We start from the raw sequence: 15,919 nt of genomic DNA, 5'->3' as shown, positions 1-15,919 counted from the left end.
CTCGCGGCTTCACGCCTCGCGGCCGCACGGCCGGATGCCCGACGCCCACGCCGTCCGGAGTCCGGCGGCCAGCGGGCAGCGGGCAGCGGGCAGCGGGCAAGCGGGCGTCCCACCTCGGGCGTCCGCATCGCTACCGTCGGCCCGGTGTCGTGGTCTGGAGGCGTCTCGCCGGGTGCTGGGCGGGGACGGCCGGTCCTGCCGAGCCGGCGGGCCGGGCAGCCGGTACGGCCGGGAGCCGGACCACCGCGTCGAGGCCGCCGCGCGGCGCGGACCGCAGGACCACCTCGCCCCCGCCGGCGTGGGCGAGACGCTGCACCAGAGCGAGGCCCAGGCCGGTTCCGCCCTTGGGGGCGTCCGGGGCGCGCCAGAAGCGGTCGAAGGCCCGTCGGCGCTGGTCCTCCGTCATACCGGGGCCCTCGTCCATGACGTGCAGTTCGACCCATGCCGGACCGGCCGGCCGGTGCGCGGTGCGATGCGGATGGCGGTGCGGGAACCGCCTCTCGTGAGGCGCGTGGTGACGCGGGTCGACGGAGACCGTGGAGCCCGGGGGCGCCACCCGCAGGGCGTTGGACAGCAGGTTGTCGAGGATCTGCTCGACCGCGCCGGGCAGTGCCAGCACCTCGCCCGCATAGTCACCGGCCAGCGCCAACCGGACGCCGTGCCGCTCGAACAGCGGCGTCCAGGCACGATGGCGCTCCCCGCACACCCGGCCCAGGTCGACCGTCTCCCGTTCGGCGGCGCTCTCGTCGAGCCGGGCCATCGCGAGCAGCCCCTCCACCATCCGCGCCAGCCGGTCCGTCTCGGTCAGTGCGGCGGTGAGCGAGCCCCGCGCGTTCAGGGCGATGTCGTTCTCCAGGTTCTCCAGCCGCAGCCGCAGCGCCGCGAGGGGCGTCTTCAGCTGGTGCGAGGCCTCACCCGCGAAGGCCCGCTGCGAGGCCAGCAGGTGTTCCAGCCGGGCGGCGGTCCGGTTGAAGGTCGCGGCGAGGCTGCGGACCTCCGGCGGCCCCTCGGTGACCGTCACCGGGGTGGCGGCGCCGCCCACCGCCAACTCGTGGGTAGCGCGCTCCAGTTCACGGATGGGCCGACCGGTCCAGCGGGCGATGACGAACCCTAGCGCGGCCACCGCGGTGAGCGCCGCGAGACCGCCCAGGGCCAGCAGCAACCAGGCGTGGTGGACCCGTTCGGACACCGTCCGGGTCGGCACCGTGATCCTGACGGCGCCCTGTTCCTCGACCCCGTGACGCACCGGGGTCGCCACCGCGAGGTACTGCACACCGCCGATGGTGGAAGTGCGCACATCGGCCGTCGCGGTGCCGCGCAGCGCGGCGGCGATACCCGGCCAGGCGGCGAGGCCACCCTCCTCCCGCCCGGTGAGCGGATGCGAGGAGGCCAGCAGTGCGCCGTTCCCGTCGACGATCAGCACCTTGCCGCCGATGCGTTCGGCACAGTGCGCGGCCCGCTCGGGCAGGTCCTGCGCCGCCCGGCCCGCCGAGATGGACAGCGAGGCGAACGCGGAGACCGACTCCGCCTCGTCCTTCGCCGCGTTGATCACCCGCTCCCGCTCGCCCCGCGAGTACACGAAGCCCAGCGGGACCTCCAGGCAGAGCAGGAGCAGGGCGGCGAGCGTGAGGTAGCTGAGCAGCAGCCGACGCGTCATCGGTAGGCCGCCGGGTGCCGCTGGGCGCGGTCCCGCCCGGACGTGGGCGCGGGCCCCGGTGGCGACGAGGGCGGGTATGACGGGTACGACGGGTTCGGGCGGGCGGCCGGAGGCTGGTGGCCGTACGACTCGTAGGCTGCGAAGTCATGGGCCGAGGGGTCGTGGACCGAAGGGTGGTGGGCCGACCGGTCATGGGCCGCCTGGGCGTGTGTGGTCGGGGCGTGGTCGACCGGCCCGGTGGGGGGCGGCGGGAGGGGGGTCGGCGGTTCGTATGGCCGGCGCGCGCTCGGGGCGGCCGTGTGCACCGCCAGCCGGAAGCCCACTCCGCGCAGCGTCTGGATCCAGGCGGAGTTGCCCAACTTCCGTCGCAGGGTGGCGACATGGACGTCCAGTGTCTTCGTCGGCCCCTGGTAGTGCGGGTCCCACACCCGGTCCAGGATCTGCTGCCGCGAATACACCGCCCCCGGATCCTCGGTGAGCAGCGCGAGCAACTCGAACTCCTTCGGCGTCAGCGTCACCGCCTCCTCCCCGACCCACACCTGCCGGGTCCGCCGGTCGACGACCAGCGGACCGGCCGCGGCGGTCACCGGGGCTGCGGCGGTGGCGGCGACCGGGGAGGGGGTGGCCGTGGTCGCCGCCGCGGGCGGAGCGACCGGCCCGGCCGGGGTGGCCGTTGCGGTGCCCTCGAAGACCTCGAACGCATCGAACGCCTCCATGGCCGGAGGGGCGAAGGAAGCGGCGGCCGGCGCGAAGGGCTCTCCGCCGACCGGCTCCCGACCGGCGAAGCCCACCGGCTCCCGTCCCGCGAACTCGCCCTCGACCAGGCCACGGTGGGTCCGCCGGGTGACCGCGCGCACCCGCGCCACCAGCTCACGCATGCTGAACGGCTTCGCCAGGTAGTCGTCGGCGCCCAGCTCCAGACCCAGCACCCGGTCGGCCTCCTCCCCCCGGGCGCTGAGGATGATGATGGGAACGTCGGAGACCTGCCGGATGCCCCGGCAGACGTCGATACCGTCGATGTCGGGCAACCCCAGGTCGAGCAGGACGACATCGCCGTACGGGCCCGTCAAACCCTCGTTCCCGGTGCCTACATGACGCACCGCCAGCCCGAAGTTCCCGAGGCCCTCGACGAGCGGTTCGGCGATCGTCCGGTCGTCCTCGATGAGCAGGACTCGTACACCCATGCGTTCCCGTCTCTCCTGTGCGCCGAATTCGCGTGTTCCGTGATTCCGTGGATCCGTCACGCTACAAGAACGGTCAGGAAACCGCCTTACACCTCTCGGACAATGTGATCAGCGGCTCAACTCCGGACCAAAACTGTCCCATTCTTGTCGGCGGTTTAGTGTTCCTCTAACCTTCGCCTGGCAAACGCCTCTCTACGGTGATGAGGAACTGGTCGGCCCCCATACCGACCAGCTCTGAACTGGCCTCAACTGGTCTGAACCGGGAGGATGTCGATGAAGGCATTGCTGGACCGTGCCCGCTCGTTCAAACGGCGGGTCGACCTGGAAAGCAGCGAATACCGGCGACTGGCCGAGGGGCAATATCCCGAGGCATTGTTCATCACCTGCTCGGACTCACGGGTGGTGCCCGCATTGATCACGGGCGCACGACCCGGCGAGATATTCGAGCTGCGAAACGCGGGCAATATCGTTCCGCCGCACGGCCGACCGGCCGCTTCCGGTGAGGCCGCCACCATCGAGTACGCGCTGGAGGTGCTCGGCGTTCAGGACATCGTGGTGTGCGGCCACTCCCACTGCGGCGCGATGGGCGCCATCAAGTCCGGCGACGACCTGTCCGCCCTGCCCGGTGTGGACGCCTGGCTGCAACTGGCCCGCCCGAGGCTGGCCCCCGTCCTGGACGGCGCCGTCGAGGACCCGTCGATGCCGGACGTCGCCCAGCTCAACGTCGTCAACCAGCTCTCGATGCTGCGCGGTTACCCGGCCGCGCGACGACGTCTCGACGAGGGACGGCTGCGACTGCACGGCTGGTACTACGAGGTACACACCGGCCAGGTGCACGAACTCGACGACGAGGACGGCCTGTTCCGGGTGCACGCGGCATGAGCGGCACACACGCCCGGCACGCCCGGAGCCGAGGCACGGGAGCCGGGGCGGGCGCGGGCGCCGGTACGAGCACGGGTACGGGCTGGGACATTGGTACGGACTGGGACACGGGTACCGGCTGGGACACGGGTACCGGCTGGGACACGGGCGGGGACTGGGACACGGGCGGGGACTGGGACACGGGCACGGATGCCGTTGCGGCCACGGGTACAGACCGGGGCACAGGTTCCGACCGGGGCACCGCAGACAGTGACGGGAAGGGCGACACGGGCTGGGGCACGGGCACGGGCACCGACTGGAGCTCCGCGGACAGCGACGGAAGGGGCCGCACGTTCGGGGAGGCGGCCGGGCTGACCGGTCCCCGGCATCGGCCGCCCGCGCCACCGCCCCGGCCCATGGCCCCGCCGACACCCACGCCCGCCCCTGCCCCCGCCTCGGCGACTGCACCGACTCCCACGCCGGAGCGGGGCGCCCCCGCGAAGGCCGCCCTGAGGGCCGCCCTGCCGAAGGGAGACCTGGCCAACGAGATCACCGCGTCTCTCGTCGTCTTCCTGGTGGCGCTCCCCCTCTGCATCGGTGTCGCCGTCGCCTCGGGCGTCTCCGCCGAACTGGGCATCATCTCGGGCGTCATCGGCGGTCTCGTGGTGGGCGCGGCGCGCGGCAGCACGCTCCAGGTGAGCGGCCCGGCCGCCGGTCTCGCCGCACTGGTCGCGGAGACCGTCCTCGAGTACGGCGTGGCCATGCTCGGCGTGATCGTGCTCTTCTCCGGCCTCCTCCAGATCGTCCTCGGCCTGGTGAGACTGGGCCGGTTCTTCCAGGCGATCTCCCTGGCCGTCGTCCAGGGCATGCTCGCCGGTATCGGCCTGCCGCTGATGTTCGGCCAGGCCTACCCGGTGGCGGACGCGAAGGCCCCCGGCACCCCGCTGGAGAACATGGCGGGTGTCCCCGGCCTGCTCGCGGACACGGTGGCCGACCCGCAGGCGATGATCGCGGCCGCGCTCGGCATCGTCACCGTCGTCCTGAGCGTCCTGTGGAAGAAGGCGCCGGGACCGGTCAGGAAGGTTCCGGCGGCGCTGGTCGCAGTGGGCATCGGCATCGCGGTCGCCGCGCTCCCGGGCGTCGACGTCAAGACGCTCCAGGTGGGCAACCTGCTGGCCTCCGTAGACGTGCCGGGCCCGGAGCAGTTCGCCGGCCTGGCGGACGCGGGGATCATCACCGCGATCCTCACCTTCACGGTGATCGCCTCGGCCGAGTCCCTGTTCACGGCAGCAGCGGTGGACCGTATGCACGACGGTCCGCGCACCCGCTACAACCCCGAGCTGATCGCCCAGGGCGCCGGCAACACCGTCGCGGGCCTGCTCGGCGCCCTTCCCATCACGGCCGTGGTGGCCCGCAGTTCGGCGAACGTCCAGGCAGGCGCGAAGACCCGTCTCTCGCGCACCCTGCACGGCCTGTGGCTGCTGGCGTTCGCGCTGCTGCTGCCCCAGGTGCTGGCCCTGATCCCGATCTCGGTCCTGGCGGGCGTCCTCGTCCACGCCGGCTGGAAACTCTTCGCCCCCCACGAGTTCCCGAAGATGTGGCGGCAGGACCGGGGCGAGTTCGCGGTCATGACGCTGACCACGCTGGTCATCGTGGCCACCGCGCTCCTGGAGGGCGTCCTGATCGGCCTCGCGGCAGGCATCGTGCTGGCCGCCGTGCGCATGTCGCAGACGGTCATCCGGCAGCACACGGAGGACGACACGGCGAAGGTCGTCATGGCCGGCAACGCGACCTTCCTGCGGCTGCCCCAGGTCATCGAGGCGCTCGAGTCCGCCGCAGAGGCGGGCAGGCCCCGCATCCGGCTCGACCTCACCGGCGTGACCCACCTCGACCACGCCTGCCGCAGCCAGGTGGAGGAGTTCACCGCCCAGCAGCGCGGCAAGGGCCTGCGCGTGGAACTGCTGATGCCGGGCCCGGCGAAACCCGCGCCCACCGGGACGGACACGGCACCGGCCGCCGACGACCCCGCACGCTCCGACCCGCTCCCCCGCCGCCGGACGGCCCCGGCCACCGCCACGGCCTCCGTGTCCGCCCCTGTCCCCACCCCCGGCCCCACGGCCGAGTGGTTCTACCTGGACACCACACCGATGCCGGAGGACTTCGCACAGAGATACGCGGAGGAGTACGCCCCGGGGCACACGCAGGGCCACCCGGGCGGCTACGGCGAGGGATACGACGCCGGGCATGCCCAGGGGTACACGGACGAGTACTCCCCCGGGTTCGCGCGAGGGCAGAGGTGACGGGGGATGTGTGGCCCGGGCCCGTGTGGCGAGGGGACGCGTGAGCCGTGCACATGGGACACCGAGCGTCCCGTGATCCTGCGGTACGAGCACGAGGAGCACCGGCCGACGGCACCGCTGGGACGCCGTGCAGGACGGCGTCCCACGAGTTGGTGAACCAGGCGCGGTCGCCGAGCAGGGCCACGTCGTTGATGAAGTAACCCTGGGGTGCGCTGACTTGATGGCTCGGGACCAGTCGGCCCGTGCGGGAGTCGATGACGCGTGCCACCCCGTACTGCCGGCTTCGTACAGCAACCCGCCCGTCCGACCTCGGCCCGAGCCCCTGCGCCGGGTGAGGGGTGCGTGCGGGGCGGGGCGGCCGGGAGCGCCGTAGGCTGCACGCACACTGCGGAGGGAGTACGGCCATGTCCGGCTGGAGCGCGCACGACATCCCCGATCAGAGCGGGCGCACCGCCGTCGTGACCGGGGCCAACAGTGGCCTCGGGTACATCACCGCACGTGAGCTGGCCCGCAAGGGGGCGCGGGTGGTGCTCGCCTGCCGGAGCGAGACACGGGGCCAGGAGGCCGTACGGCTACTGCGCGGTGAAGTGCCTTACGCAGAGGTCGAGTTGCGGCCGCTCGACCTCGGGGACCTCGCCTCGATGCGGGAGTTCGCGGAGGCGCTGCCGTACGAGCGGCTCGACCTGCTCGTCAACAACGCGGGCGTGATGGCGCTGCCGTACGGCACCACCGTCGACGGGTTCGAGACGCAGTTCGGGGTCAACCATCTCGGGCACTTCGCCCTCACCGGGCTGTTGCTGCCCACGCTGCTCGCCGCGCAGGACCGACCGGCTGGCGCTCGGGTCGTGACCGTCTCCAGCATGGCCCACCTGCTCGGCAACATCGACCCGGGCGATCTCAACTCCGAAAAACGGTAACGCCGTTGGGTTGCCTACGGCCGTTCCAAGACCGCCAACCTGCTCTTCACGCACGAGCTGGCGCGCAGACTCGGCGCGGCCGGGGCGGATGTCGTCGCGGCGGCCGCGCATCCGGGATACGCGGCGACCAACCTCCAGACGGCCGGGCCGCGCGCCGAGGGACGTCGGGGGGCCGAGCGGCTGATGGCGCTCGGCAACCGGGTCTTCGCCCAGCCCGCCGAGGCCGGTGCGCTGCCGGCCCTTCACGCGGCGACCGCACCCGGGGTCCGCCCGGACTCGTTCACCGGGCCGTCCCTCGCGATGTGGCGCGGGGCGCCCGGGTCGTCGAGGCGAGCGCCCTGGACCGTCGACGACCGGGCGGGTGAGCTGCTGTGGGCCTCCTCCGAGCAGCTGACCGGGGTGTCCTACGGCGCCCTCAATGCCTGAGCCCCGGCACCTCCCTGCCCGCACCGCGGCCCAGCCGCACACGTGTACGAAGTCGGCTGGTGTGGCCCCTGGAGGAGGGCCTCCCGTACGGCATCCAGTACGGCATCCAGTGCCGACGATGCGGGCAGCAGTCAGCATGCAGCGCCAGGGCCGATCAATCCCGCCGAATCAACTCCGGGTCGATACGCCGCCCGATCAAGGGCAAGGATCCGACAGCGGCAATCGCCACGACCCCAAGTGCGCAGGCCAAGAGCAACGGCAATCCAGCCCCGTCCCAGAAGACCTGGCCACCACCGGTGACGAGGTAACTGGACTCGGCTGCCTTCCCGGCCACGACCGCCAGCACAAGGCCTACCGCCAGCGGCAACACAACTTGCGCCACCTGCACAGCCCGCAACGTACGCGGCCGCGCCCCCAGCAGGGACAGGGCAGTCACCTGCGGTCGACGTTCGACCGCGCGGTCCGTGGCAGCAACGAGGTAAGCGGCTACGCCAATGATGAGGCCGAGGACCATACCCATACCCAGGATGGTCTTGACCACGGTGATCTGCTGAAGGGCGGTAACCACCACTCCTGGGGTAACCACCTCAGCCGTCGGATCGACACCACCAATGTTATCGAGTACGGCCCGGACAGTGGAGGGCTGTGAACTGCTGAGGAGAACTAGAGTGGCACCCTCAGGACGAAATCCGGCGGGGAAAAAGGAAGGCGGGAGGAGCACATCACCGCTACTGGCAATGGGAATTGCCGCGCTATCGTGATAGCGAATTTCCTCCTCCGGCACTCGCATCTCGACAACCCGGCGTTGACCACCTTGACCGTAGAGATGGAATGGATAGACCGCTCCCGGTCTACTGGCCTCGTCGTAGGGCTGCTCCGGAAGCAGCAATCGTGTGGGACGCCCGTCCACACACCCCTTCGTCATGGGCGCCACCCTTTGCAGTTGAGCGCACGTGGCGATCAGAATACCGGCGGAATGTTGCCACTCTTCAAGGTTAAGATTGCTCCACGATCGCGCCTCAACCAGGTGGCCCTGCACTCCCGCCACTTCTTCAAAGGCCCGTTGCTTCTTTTGTGAAATCCCGTCGAGTTGAAGGCTGTACGTCTGGACTGGAGAAGTATTCTTGGAAACCTGATCCAATTCAATGAGTACTCCTTGCGCCAAGGATGCCGCGTAGACCACTAGCACCAGTCCAGTTGCGACTCGGAGAGCCCCGCCCGGCTCGACTTCATTGCGCCTCATAGCCAAGCCGAGAGACAGCGAGCGGCTACTGTGCGCCACCTTTCGAGCCAGACTCCGCGACATGACGGGGAGGGATAGAACGATTCCGACACCAATGAGGACGACGGCGAGCGGCATCAGAATCGACGAGACTGAAGTGTCCCGTGGTACGTGCCCTGTTGCCCCGGCCACGCAGTATCCGGCGACGATGCCCAGTCCTGGCAGGAGTGGCAACAATCCCCACTTGGCGGGCGACTTTTCCGGTGCAGCACTTCTTACGGCCAGCGGATTGCTAGCAGCCTTTCTTGCCCCTACCACACCCGCGAACCAAGCCAGTGCAGGACAACCAAAAAGGCACACCAGGGTCGTTGGCATGGACAACGCGCCATCGGATGGGAACCATCTGAATCCAGGAAGGCCAATACGGGAAACAAGTTGATTGGCCACAGCATAGACACCTAGGCCGAGCACCGCCCCGAGCAACGCCGCGACGACCGTCTCAGCCGCATTGACGCGCTGAACGTCCTTTTTGCTCAGACCGATCAGCCGCAGGGCGGCGAGCCGACGGGCGCGCGCCGCCGCAGACAAGCGAGCACACACGGACAGGTAGACGGCCAGCGGAAGCAACACAACGCCTGCAAGCGTGAACCGCACAATGTCCAGCGTCGAAGGCTCAACCGTTTCGTCGTTTGTGTACGGTTGTCCGAAGGTCGTAACCGGAGATCCGTCCTTCAACTGGTCACGGTCGACACCGATGTATGCGAACAGCTCATCTGGGTGGGCCAGTCCTTCCCTACCGATTTTCCCCCGTTCTCGTCCCGGCAGGAGCTGAGTGAGGCCAGACTCCTTTTTAAGCTCCTCGTGCAGCTTCGGCGATAGGAACACATCCCCGGGACCGGGCAGTTTCTTCAAGCCGGGCGGAGGGTCGATGGAAAATGCACCCGGCGCATAGAAGACGCGAGTCATAGGTCGCGAACCGAATGGGTCAGTCAGATGAAGTTCAAGCGGAGCGGTGTCCGCATCCAAGCAGCCCCGCCGGTCATCACGAGGGCAATTTGCCTCACGCGCAGCCTTGCGTCCGTCCTGAGCAGCGAGGATCCCAGGAATTGCAAGCACCATGCCTAGGCAAGCCACACCGACAGCACTGCCTGCAACCATCAGGAAGAACCGCACGCGGTTGCCACGCCCGCTGCCAAACAACAGCCGTAGCCCCAGGAGAAACGTACTCATGCCGCCTCCCGTGCCAGTACCGACAGAACGCCATCACGCATTACGTACTGGCTGTCCGCCCGGGAGGCCACTTGAGCATCGTGCGTGACGAGTATCACGGCAGTTCCCTGAGAACGAGCTAGGGACAGGAACTCGTCTAGCACAGCTGTAGCGTTAGCGCTGTCCAGGGATCCTGTTGGCTCGTCGGCAAACACCACTGCCGGCTGATGCACCAACGCCCGTGCGACTGCGACGCGTTGACTCTGACCTCCAGAGACTTGTGAAGGCCGCCGCTGTCGGAGGTCGGCAAGACCTAGCCGGCTCAGCACTTCCCCGGCGGCCGTCAGCGCTGCCGCCTTTCGGTGCCCGGCCAGACGGAGAGGCAGCGCCGTGTTCTCCTCGATCGTCAACTCCGGAAGTAGCTCTCCGTACTGAAAAACGAATCCGAAGCGCTCTCGGCGCAGCGCGCTGAGTTCTTGATCATCGAGTTCACCGAGAACACGTCCATCGAACCGCACTTCACCTCGTGCCACAGGCAACACGCCTGCGAGGCAGTACAGAAGCGAGGACTTACCCGAGCCACTCTGCCCAGTGATCGCCGCGACCTCACCACGACGTAGGCTGATTCTGGCGCTTTTGACAGCTAGGGTCTCGCCATAGAAAAGGTCAATATCCGTGGCGGACAGGGCGTCTGATGCGTTGATTGTGGTTCCCCTGTGAGAACGAGCCCAGATGCAGGCATCTGGGCTCTGTGGTTCAGCAGACCCTTTAGCGCGGGTTCGAAAAAGGCTTAGTGCGAGAACAGTTGTCAGGCCTCAGGCTTCCCCGATCGCGACAAACCTTCATCTCCGCATCATCGGTGTAGAGCTGAGCTCCATCCCAATTCGAGTGGTGCAAGGTGACGGTTTTTCCCTGCTTGCCTTTGTATCGCGACCAAGCATGTGACTCGACACGCACCATCACGTAAACGTTGTGGCCATCCGCCACCTTCGTGTCACGCAACTTGCCTTCCCACTCGAAAGAGCCATGGTTACGCTCCGACGAGTTGAAGCGGTACCGCCCCTCCAAGAAGTCAGCACCGGTGGTGCTCATGGAGCCGACCTTGTGCCACGAGTCGGCCACCGAAGTCCCCACCCCAGCCACCATCAGGCCTGCCGCCACAACCCCAAGGAAAGCCCTCTTCATCGCTACACCCTTCTGAGAGCCCGGCAGCCCCTTCGGCCACCGATGACTACAGAAAGTAGCGCGTGGATTACGTGCTGAAACCTTCAGCCGCCGCCTCACCATCACATCAGGTGATCGACTTCCAGCCACTCCGCCGAAAACCACAAGAGGACGGCACCCCCCACAGGGTGTACGGCTGCCTCCCTACCTGGGAAGTCAGCCGTACTTCATGCCCTCAGGGCACTCTCAGGGCACGTCGTTCAGAACGGCTTCCATCATGTCGGCTGTCCGATCCACGTCCGCCTCCCATAGATGCGTGTAGACGTTCAACGTGATCGATGGCTTAGCGTGACCGAGGCGCATCTGAACTTGCTTCGGTGTAGCCCCGTTCTTGATCAGTACGGAGGCGTAGAAGTGACGCAGGTCGTGAAGCGTCGTGCCCTCAGGGACGCGTACCTTGCTGCCGGACTTCATCAGGTAGGCGTTCGCCCGCTCGATGTTGCGGGCCCACAGCCTCGCCCAGCTGCCGCGCCGGATCGCGCCACCCGTCTGGCTCGTGTACAGCAAGCGGGCATGACGCCACACGGGCTTACGAGGGTTCGTCCGGTCCTCGATATACACGCCCCTGGGCGGGAAGTCTCTCCGGTGGCGCTCGATCTCGTCGACGACGGACTGCCCCTGGGGCACTGCTCTGTAGCTCTGCTTGGTCTTCGGCTCACCCAAGTACGGCACACCTATGTCAGGTCCGATCAGTTGCTGCCCAACCGTGACGGTCTCGGACTGCTCCCCAACTTCCAGGCCGAACAGCTCGCCCTGGCGCAGCCCAGTAGAAGCCGCCTGCCGCACCAGCGCCCGATACCGCGGAGACGCTGTGACAATCAGGGCCTTTACCGCCTCCGGGTCGAGCGGGTGGACATCTCCCGGATCTGGTTCGGGAGGATCCGCCACGCCTTGAACAGCGCGGCCGGCGACTCCGGGGTGCCCATGAACCCGGCTCCCTTGTACGGGGCCTGCTCCACGCGCAGTCCGCGGCGGCCGGGGAACATCTTCCCCAGGTCCATCCCCTCGGTCTCGCCACCGGTGAGGGCGACGCGCACCTTGCCCTCGCGGCGGATCATCAGGTTGCCCAGCACGCTGCCGGTCGCCCCCAGGGCGGTGAGGACGGTGCGGATGCCCATGGCGCGCAGCATCCGGATGACTTCCAGGATCTTCTTCGCGAGTTCCTTCATCTGCCGGTCGGTGCTGACCAGGATCTCGGCACCTTCGTCGACGACCAGCAAGATCTGCGGGATCTTCGCGCTAATCGGCAACAGGTCCGTGTTCGCCTTGGGCAGCAGGTCCTGATACGCCTTCTTGCGATGCAGACCGATGTCCAGCACCGCATCCAACATGACCAGCGCCTCTTCATAGGTGCCCGCAAGCCAGTCGACCCCGGACCGCACGGGCTTGTCGTCCGCGGTCTTCAGCTCGCCCTTGAGGGCGGGCAGGACCCAGGGCAGGCCGGCCGATCCGGCGTGGCGGTGGCGGCTCCGGTGGTGGCGAGGGCGAAGGCTCCGGTGGTGGCGGACAGGGCGCCGGTCACGGGTCCGTGACCGGCCGCCCAGTCCAGCACCGGGCCACTGCTGACGTGCTGCTTCTTGGCGGTGGCGGTGCTGCTCATGGTTAGACGTTCCAGCCCTTCTCAGCCTCGGGGCCGTTGCGGGGGTCCTCGTGACGGGCGATGTCCTGCTCATGGGCCTGCCGGAACAGCGGGCCCATGTCTTCGGCGACCGCGACGGCGCTCATCAGGGCGCCGAAGATGTCGTTGAAGCCGTCCGCGACCTCCTTCTCCAGCGGGAACTCCGAGTCGGAGCGCTCCGCGAGGATCTTCATCACGTTCGCCACCGACGTCAGTGCGGCCGGCAGGCTCTCGACGATGGCGAGGATCTCCATGGCGTTCTCGGGGTCGTACTGTCTCCTTCACTCACGTCGGATGTGCTGGGGGGTGGGAATGTCGGCGGCCAGGCGCAGACGGACCAGCGCGCGGCGCGCGGACGCCAGGAACCACGCCCGCTCCACGGTGTGTGGGTCGACGGCGGACGGGATGGGAGCTGGGGAGAGTGGTGGGCTGAGGAGGGATGATGCCGCCATGGCAGATGAGTCGAGGCGTCCCCTCAGCGAGCTTCGTCAGGGCGAGACCGTCCAAGCAACGATCACCAGTCACGAGCCATGGGGCCTCATGGCGGAACTGAACGACTACGAACCCGTGGGCGCCTCAATGGACCTGATTCGCCGCAAGAGCGAACCTGGAGTGAAGCGACTCGCCCAGGAGCTGCCGCCTGTGGGGACGACCATTGACCTCGTCATAGGCGAAGTGCGTACGTGGCACCGCAAGCCTTGGATATGGGTGGATCTCACGGCACCCGGACACGGCGAACGCTGACTTGGGACGATCTGTCAAGAGGTGCCCTGACACCTGACACCAACGGCTGACACCAACAAGCGCGGACAGCAGCGGTCAGTCCCGGCTCCAGGCGGACGATCATTCGAGGCCGCAAGCGAGTTGATAGATGCCGTCAGCTACCCGTGATCGACCTGATAAGGATGAGCACGATCTCTAAAGCTGCGGTTTGGTAGGGCACCGCTCTCACTGGCGCCCCGTGCCCGTCGCCTCGATTCGGGCATCGGTCTTGGAGGCTCCGCCGACTTGAACTGCGACTTACCTGTGTCTGGCGATGCGTGATAAGGGTCACGTTTACTGTCGACTGAGCGGGAAAGGTCGAAAATCCTCCCTCGGTCAAAGACTCCAACTCGTCGCCATCTTTCGGCACTTGTAGGAAGGTGCCTTCCGTTCCACAGGTGGAGGAGTGCTTGCTGCTCACCAACTTGGTCGGTTCAGCCACGTGCTTTCAACTGCCAGACCAATTGGACTGCTCATTGCTCAGCAACCAGTGAATTGACAAGGGTCCGTTAGGCCCGCCCACTATGGGCATACGAGAACGCCCACTCCGTCGCACAGGCTTGCCGGCGAGACGACGAAGTGGGCAACGAACCCTTTGGAGGTTCCCAGCATGAGTGTGCCCCTTACCCCGTACGGCCTGTCAAACCTCGGCGCAAAGCCGTGGGTGATCACAGTGCTGGTGGTCATCATCGTGATGACATGGAGCGTGGCCGCCAATGCCCTGAGCGCCTATTTGGACGCCCTCGCGCTGGTGACCACGCTTATGGCGGGCCGCGCTGTACAGCAGCGGAGTACAGCAACTGCGCCGACCAGCACTGCCCGTGCCTGACCCTGGCAAGCCTCCTGGCCTGGCTTGCAGGCCTCAGCAAACGCCCCGCCCGTAGTTCGCATCGAGAGGGCAGGCCGGCGGGGCACCTTGACTCCGGGGTTGAGGCTCCACCGGCCTCCCGAGCAACACGATCGCCAACTGAGGCCAAATCGCCGCTAGGACTCGGCCCCGACCGGGACAGGGACAGACGCGCCAGGGGTGGCCACGGCCCGGATTCGAACCGGGGTTTCCGCGTCGGGGCGAACCCGAGCGCGACGTCTTGGGCCGCTAAACGACTCATAGCCAGGCGGATCGTACCGACTCAGAGACTGGACAGCCCACTTATTTTCAAGGGGTGACGCCTCAGACCACCGGCTCAGGTCGAGCTCATCACCGGACATGGATGGTCAATTCATCTACCGGACCGATACGGACGTCGCCGGGGCCGCCGCTGGCTTTCGCCGGCTCCAGTTCGCCCGGGAGTCCGCGGGCTGCTCCCATGAGTGCGAGCCGAGCCTGCGTCTGGGTGTCATTCCAGCAGGCAACCCATCCAACCCACCACCGCCACTGGGCTTCAACGGCGGTACGCGTACGCGGCTGTGAGCCTGCCACCCCGTATCCTCAGTCAGCTTTGAGGCCACCGTGCGGGCTACTGGGGGAAGCAATGAAGTGGTCGATCGGAACTTGGATGCGGGTCCGGCGTGCGCGCCAACAGCGCTGGGATGCCGACATCATCCGCGCCCTTAGGATCCCCGTCCCAAGGTTCACGCAGGAACGGGCACGACAGCTGATCCAGCAGGGGAAGTGGCAGGAATCGATCACCGAGATCAGGGAAGCGACAGGCTACGACCGCCGGGATGCCAGATGCGTCGTGCTAGCCCTGTCGTACGGAGGGAAAATCCCCACCCCCTGCCGCCTTGCTTGGACTCCGAGGCGAAAGAAGGTCTCTGACATCCACAGCTGACATCAACAAGGGCGGACGAAGACGGCCATGAGTATCCGTGCCTGGTCATAACGTCGGCAGGAAACACCACCAAGCCAGCTCGCGACCGAACTCCTAAAGCGGGTGTCGCAGGTTCGAATCCTGCCGGGGGCACAGCCAGAAGGGCCAGCTCAGAAGGGGCTACCTCCCAGGCTGGCCCTTCGTCGTGTTAGAGGTCGTGCCACATGCGCGCCACTAGAGTCCACGCGGAGTCCACATCCCCTAGCCGGAGGCCCCTCCCCCGCCGTCGCGGATCATGGCTCCGAGCCGGTCGGCGATGGCCCGGTCACGGTCGCTGGTCATGTGCTGGTAGGTCAGCGCCGCCCGGGGACTGCTGTGCCCCGACCGCGTCATCAACTCCCGCGTGCTGGCCCCGGCCGCCAAGCCGCCTGCTACGCGGGCGGGCCCGTCGGTCGGGCCGTGCTTGCGGCTTCTCCGGGCCGGTCCCGCCCCGGCCAGCCCGCCACATGGCTCAACGACCTGAACCTCTTGCCGCCTTAATCTCGACCGAGAACGAGGCACACCGGGCAATGGTGGCGCTGATCTTGAATGACTCGGGAGTAATCCGTCTAACGGTCGCGTAGACCAAAATCAAGATTCCGACAACAACTCCGCCAGCTAGTGCAGTCGCCACAAACGCTACTGTGGGCACGCGAAACCGACCCCTTCCGGGTGCGGTCCGGGTGCGCAACATCACGGACAGGTTCGACGAGCCACGTACGCGCGAATCTGAGATTGTCGGAGCCAGG

12 protein-coding genes, 1 tRNA gene and 3 pseudogenes are annotated in these 15,919 nt (G+C 67.6%); 5 read left to right on the top strand and 11 right to left on the bottom strand.

Annotation, left to right across the window (positions count from 1 at the left end; genetic code table 11):
- Window positions 1–130: 130 nt before the first annotated feature.
- Both OHS71_RS27480 and OHS71_RS27475 read right to left on the bottom strand, forming a co-directional pair.
- Entirely contained in the window at window positions 131–1,657 is a 1,527-nt protein-coding gene (locus OHS71_RS27480) for a sensor histidine kinase (RefSeq protein ID WP_328481994.1), read from the bottom strand.
- Between the two features lie 272 nt (window positions 1,658–1,929).
- Window positions 1,930–2,841 (bottom strand): annotated as a pseudogene (locus OHS71_RS27475) (response regulator transcription factor); the annotation flags it as partial.
- A 273-nt stretch (window positions 2,842–3,114) separates the two neighbouring features.
- On the opposite strand from OHS71_RS27475, the gene OHS71_RS27470 reads away from it, so the two are divergent.
- From OHS71_RS27470 to OHS71_RS27460, 3 genes and pseudogenes are all read left to right on the top strand, one after another.
- Entirely contained in the window at window positions 3,115–3,723 is a 609-nt protein-coding gene (locus tag OHS71_RS27470) for a carbonic anhydrase (protein ID WP_328481993.1), read from the top strand.
- 395 nt (window positions 3,724–4,118) lie between these two features.
- Window positions 4,119–6,002, top strand: coding sequence for a SulP family inorganic anion transporter (locus OHS71_RS27465; protein ID WP_443047175.1), 1,884 nt, complete (start codon window positions 4,119–4,121; stop codon window positions 6,000–6,002).
- A 404-nt stretch (window positions 6,003–6,406) separates the two neighbouring features.
- Window positions 6,407–7,345 (top strand): annotated as a pseudogene (locus OHS71_RS27460) (oxidoreductase).
- A 154-nt stretch (window positions 7,346–7,499) separates the two neighbouring features.
- Here OHS71_RS27460 and OHS71_RS27455 read toward each other — a convergent pair.
- From OHS71_RS27455 to OHS71_RS27425, 7 genes and pseudogenes are all read right to left on the bottom strand, one after another.
- Complete coding sequence (locus OHS71_RS27455) at window positions 7,500–9,797, bottom strand: FtsX-like permease family protein (RefSeq protein WP_328481992.1); 2,298 nt, start codon at window positions 9,795–9,797, stop codon at window positions 7,500–7,502.
- Window positions 9,794–10,447 (bottom strand): ABC transporter ATP-binding protein, encoded by a 654-nt coding sequence (locus tag OHS71_RS27450; RefSeq protein ID WP_328484662.1) that lies wholly within the window; start codon window positions 10,445–10,447, stop codon window positions 9,794–9,796. The genes OHS71_RS27455 and OHS71_RS27450 overlap by 4 nt, the downstream gene beginning before the upstream one ends.
- A gap of 97 nt (window positions 10,448–10,544) precedes the next feature.
- Complete coding sequence (locus OHS71_RS27445; RefSeq protein ID WP_328481991.1) at window positions 10,545–10,868, bottom strand: hypothetical protein; 324 nt, start codon at window positions 10,866–10,868, stop codon at window positions 10,545–10,547.
- Window positions 10,869–11,186: 318 nt separating this feature from the next.
- Window positions 11,187–11,786, bottom strand: coding sequence for a site-specific integrase (locus OHS71_RS27440; protein WP_328481990.1), 600 nt, complete (start codon window positions 11,784–11,786; stop codon window positions 11,187–11,189).
- 47 nt (window positions 11,787–11,833) lie between these two features.
- Window positions 11,834–12,457: pseudogene (locus OHS71_RS27435) on the bottom strand (hypothetical protein); the annotation flags it as partial.
- Window positions 12,403–12,600, bottom strand: a complete 198-nt coding sequence (locus tag OHS71_RS27430) for a hypothetical protein (RefSeq protein ID WP_328484823.1) — start codon at window positions 12,598–12,600, stop codon at window positions 12,403–12,405. The pseudogene OHS71_RS27435 and the gene OHS71_RS27430, both read right to left, overlap by 55 nt.
- A gap of 2 nt (window positions 12,601–12,602) precedes the next feature.
- A complete protein-coding gene (locus OHS71_RS27425; protein WP_328481989.1) occupies window positions 12,603–12,872 on the bottom strand; it encodes a hypothetical protein in 270 nt (89 codons plus the stop codon).
- A 196-nt stretch (window positions 12,873–13,068) separates the two neighbouring features.
- Between OHS71_RS27425 and OHS71_RS27420 the strand changes: the two genes are divergently transcribed.
- Both OHS71_RS27420 and OHS71_RS27415 read left to right on the top strand, forming a co-directional pair.
- Window positions 13,069–13,362, top strand: a complete 294-nt coding sequence (locus tag OHS71_RS27420; RefSeq protein WP_328481988.1) for a hypothetical protein — start codon at window positions 13,069–13,071, stop codon at window positions 13,360–13,362.
- Window positions 13,363–13,990: 628 nt separating this feature from the next.
- Window positions 13,991–14,209: a hypothetical protein gene (locus tag OHS71_RS27415; protein ID WP_328481987.1), complete on the top strand. Its 219-nt coding sequence runs from the start codon at window positions 13,991–13,993 to the stop codon at window positions 14,207–14,209.
- 199 nt (window positions 14,210–14,408) lie between these two features.
- Here the strand turns inward: OHS71_RS27415 and OHS71_RS27410 are convergent.
- Window positions 14,409–14,493: transfer RNA gene (locus OHS71_RS27410), tRNA-OTHER, on the bottom strand.
- An 899-nt stretch (window positions 14,494–15,392) separates the two neighbouring features.
- A complete protein-coding gene (locus tag OHS71_RS27405) occupies window positions 15,393–15,524 on the bottom strand; it encodes an integrase (RefSeq protein ID WP_443047064.1) in 132 nt (43 codons plus the stop codon).
- Window positions 15,525–15,919: the final 395 nt, after the last annotated feature.

It is taken from the genome of Streptomyces sp. NBC_00377, assembly GCF_036075115.1.
Lineage (GTDB): Bacteria > Actinomycetota > Actinomycetes > Streptomycetales > Streptomycetaceae > Streptomyces.
The sequence above is the reverse complement of the archived record's forward strand: the minus strand, read 5'-3'. Positions and strand labels throughout refer to the sequence as shown.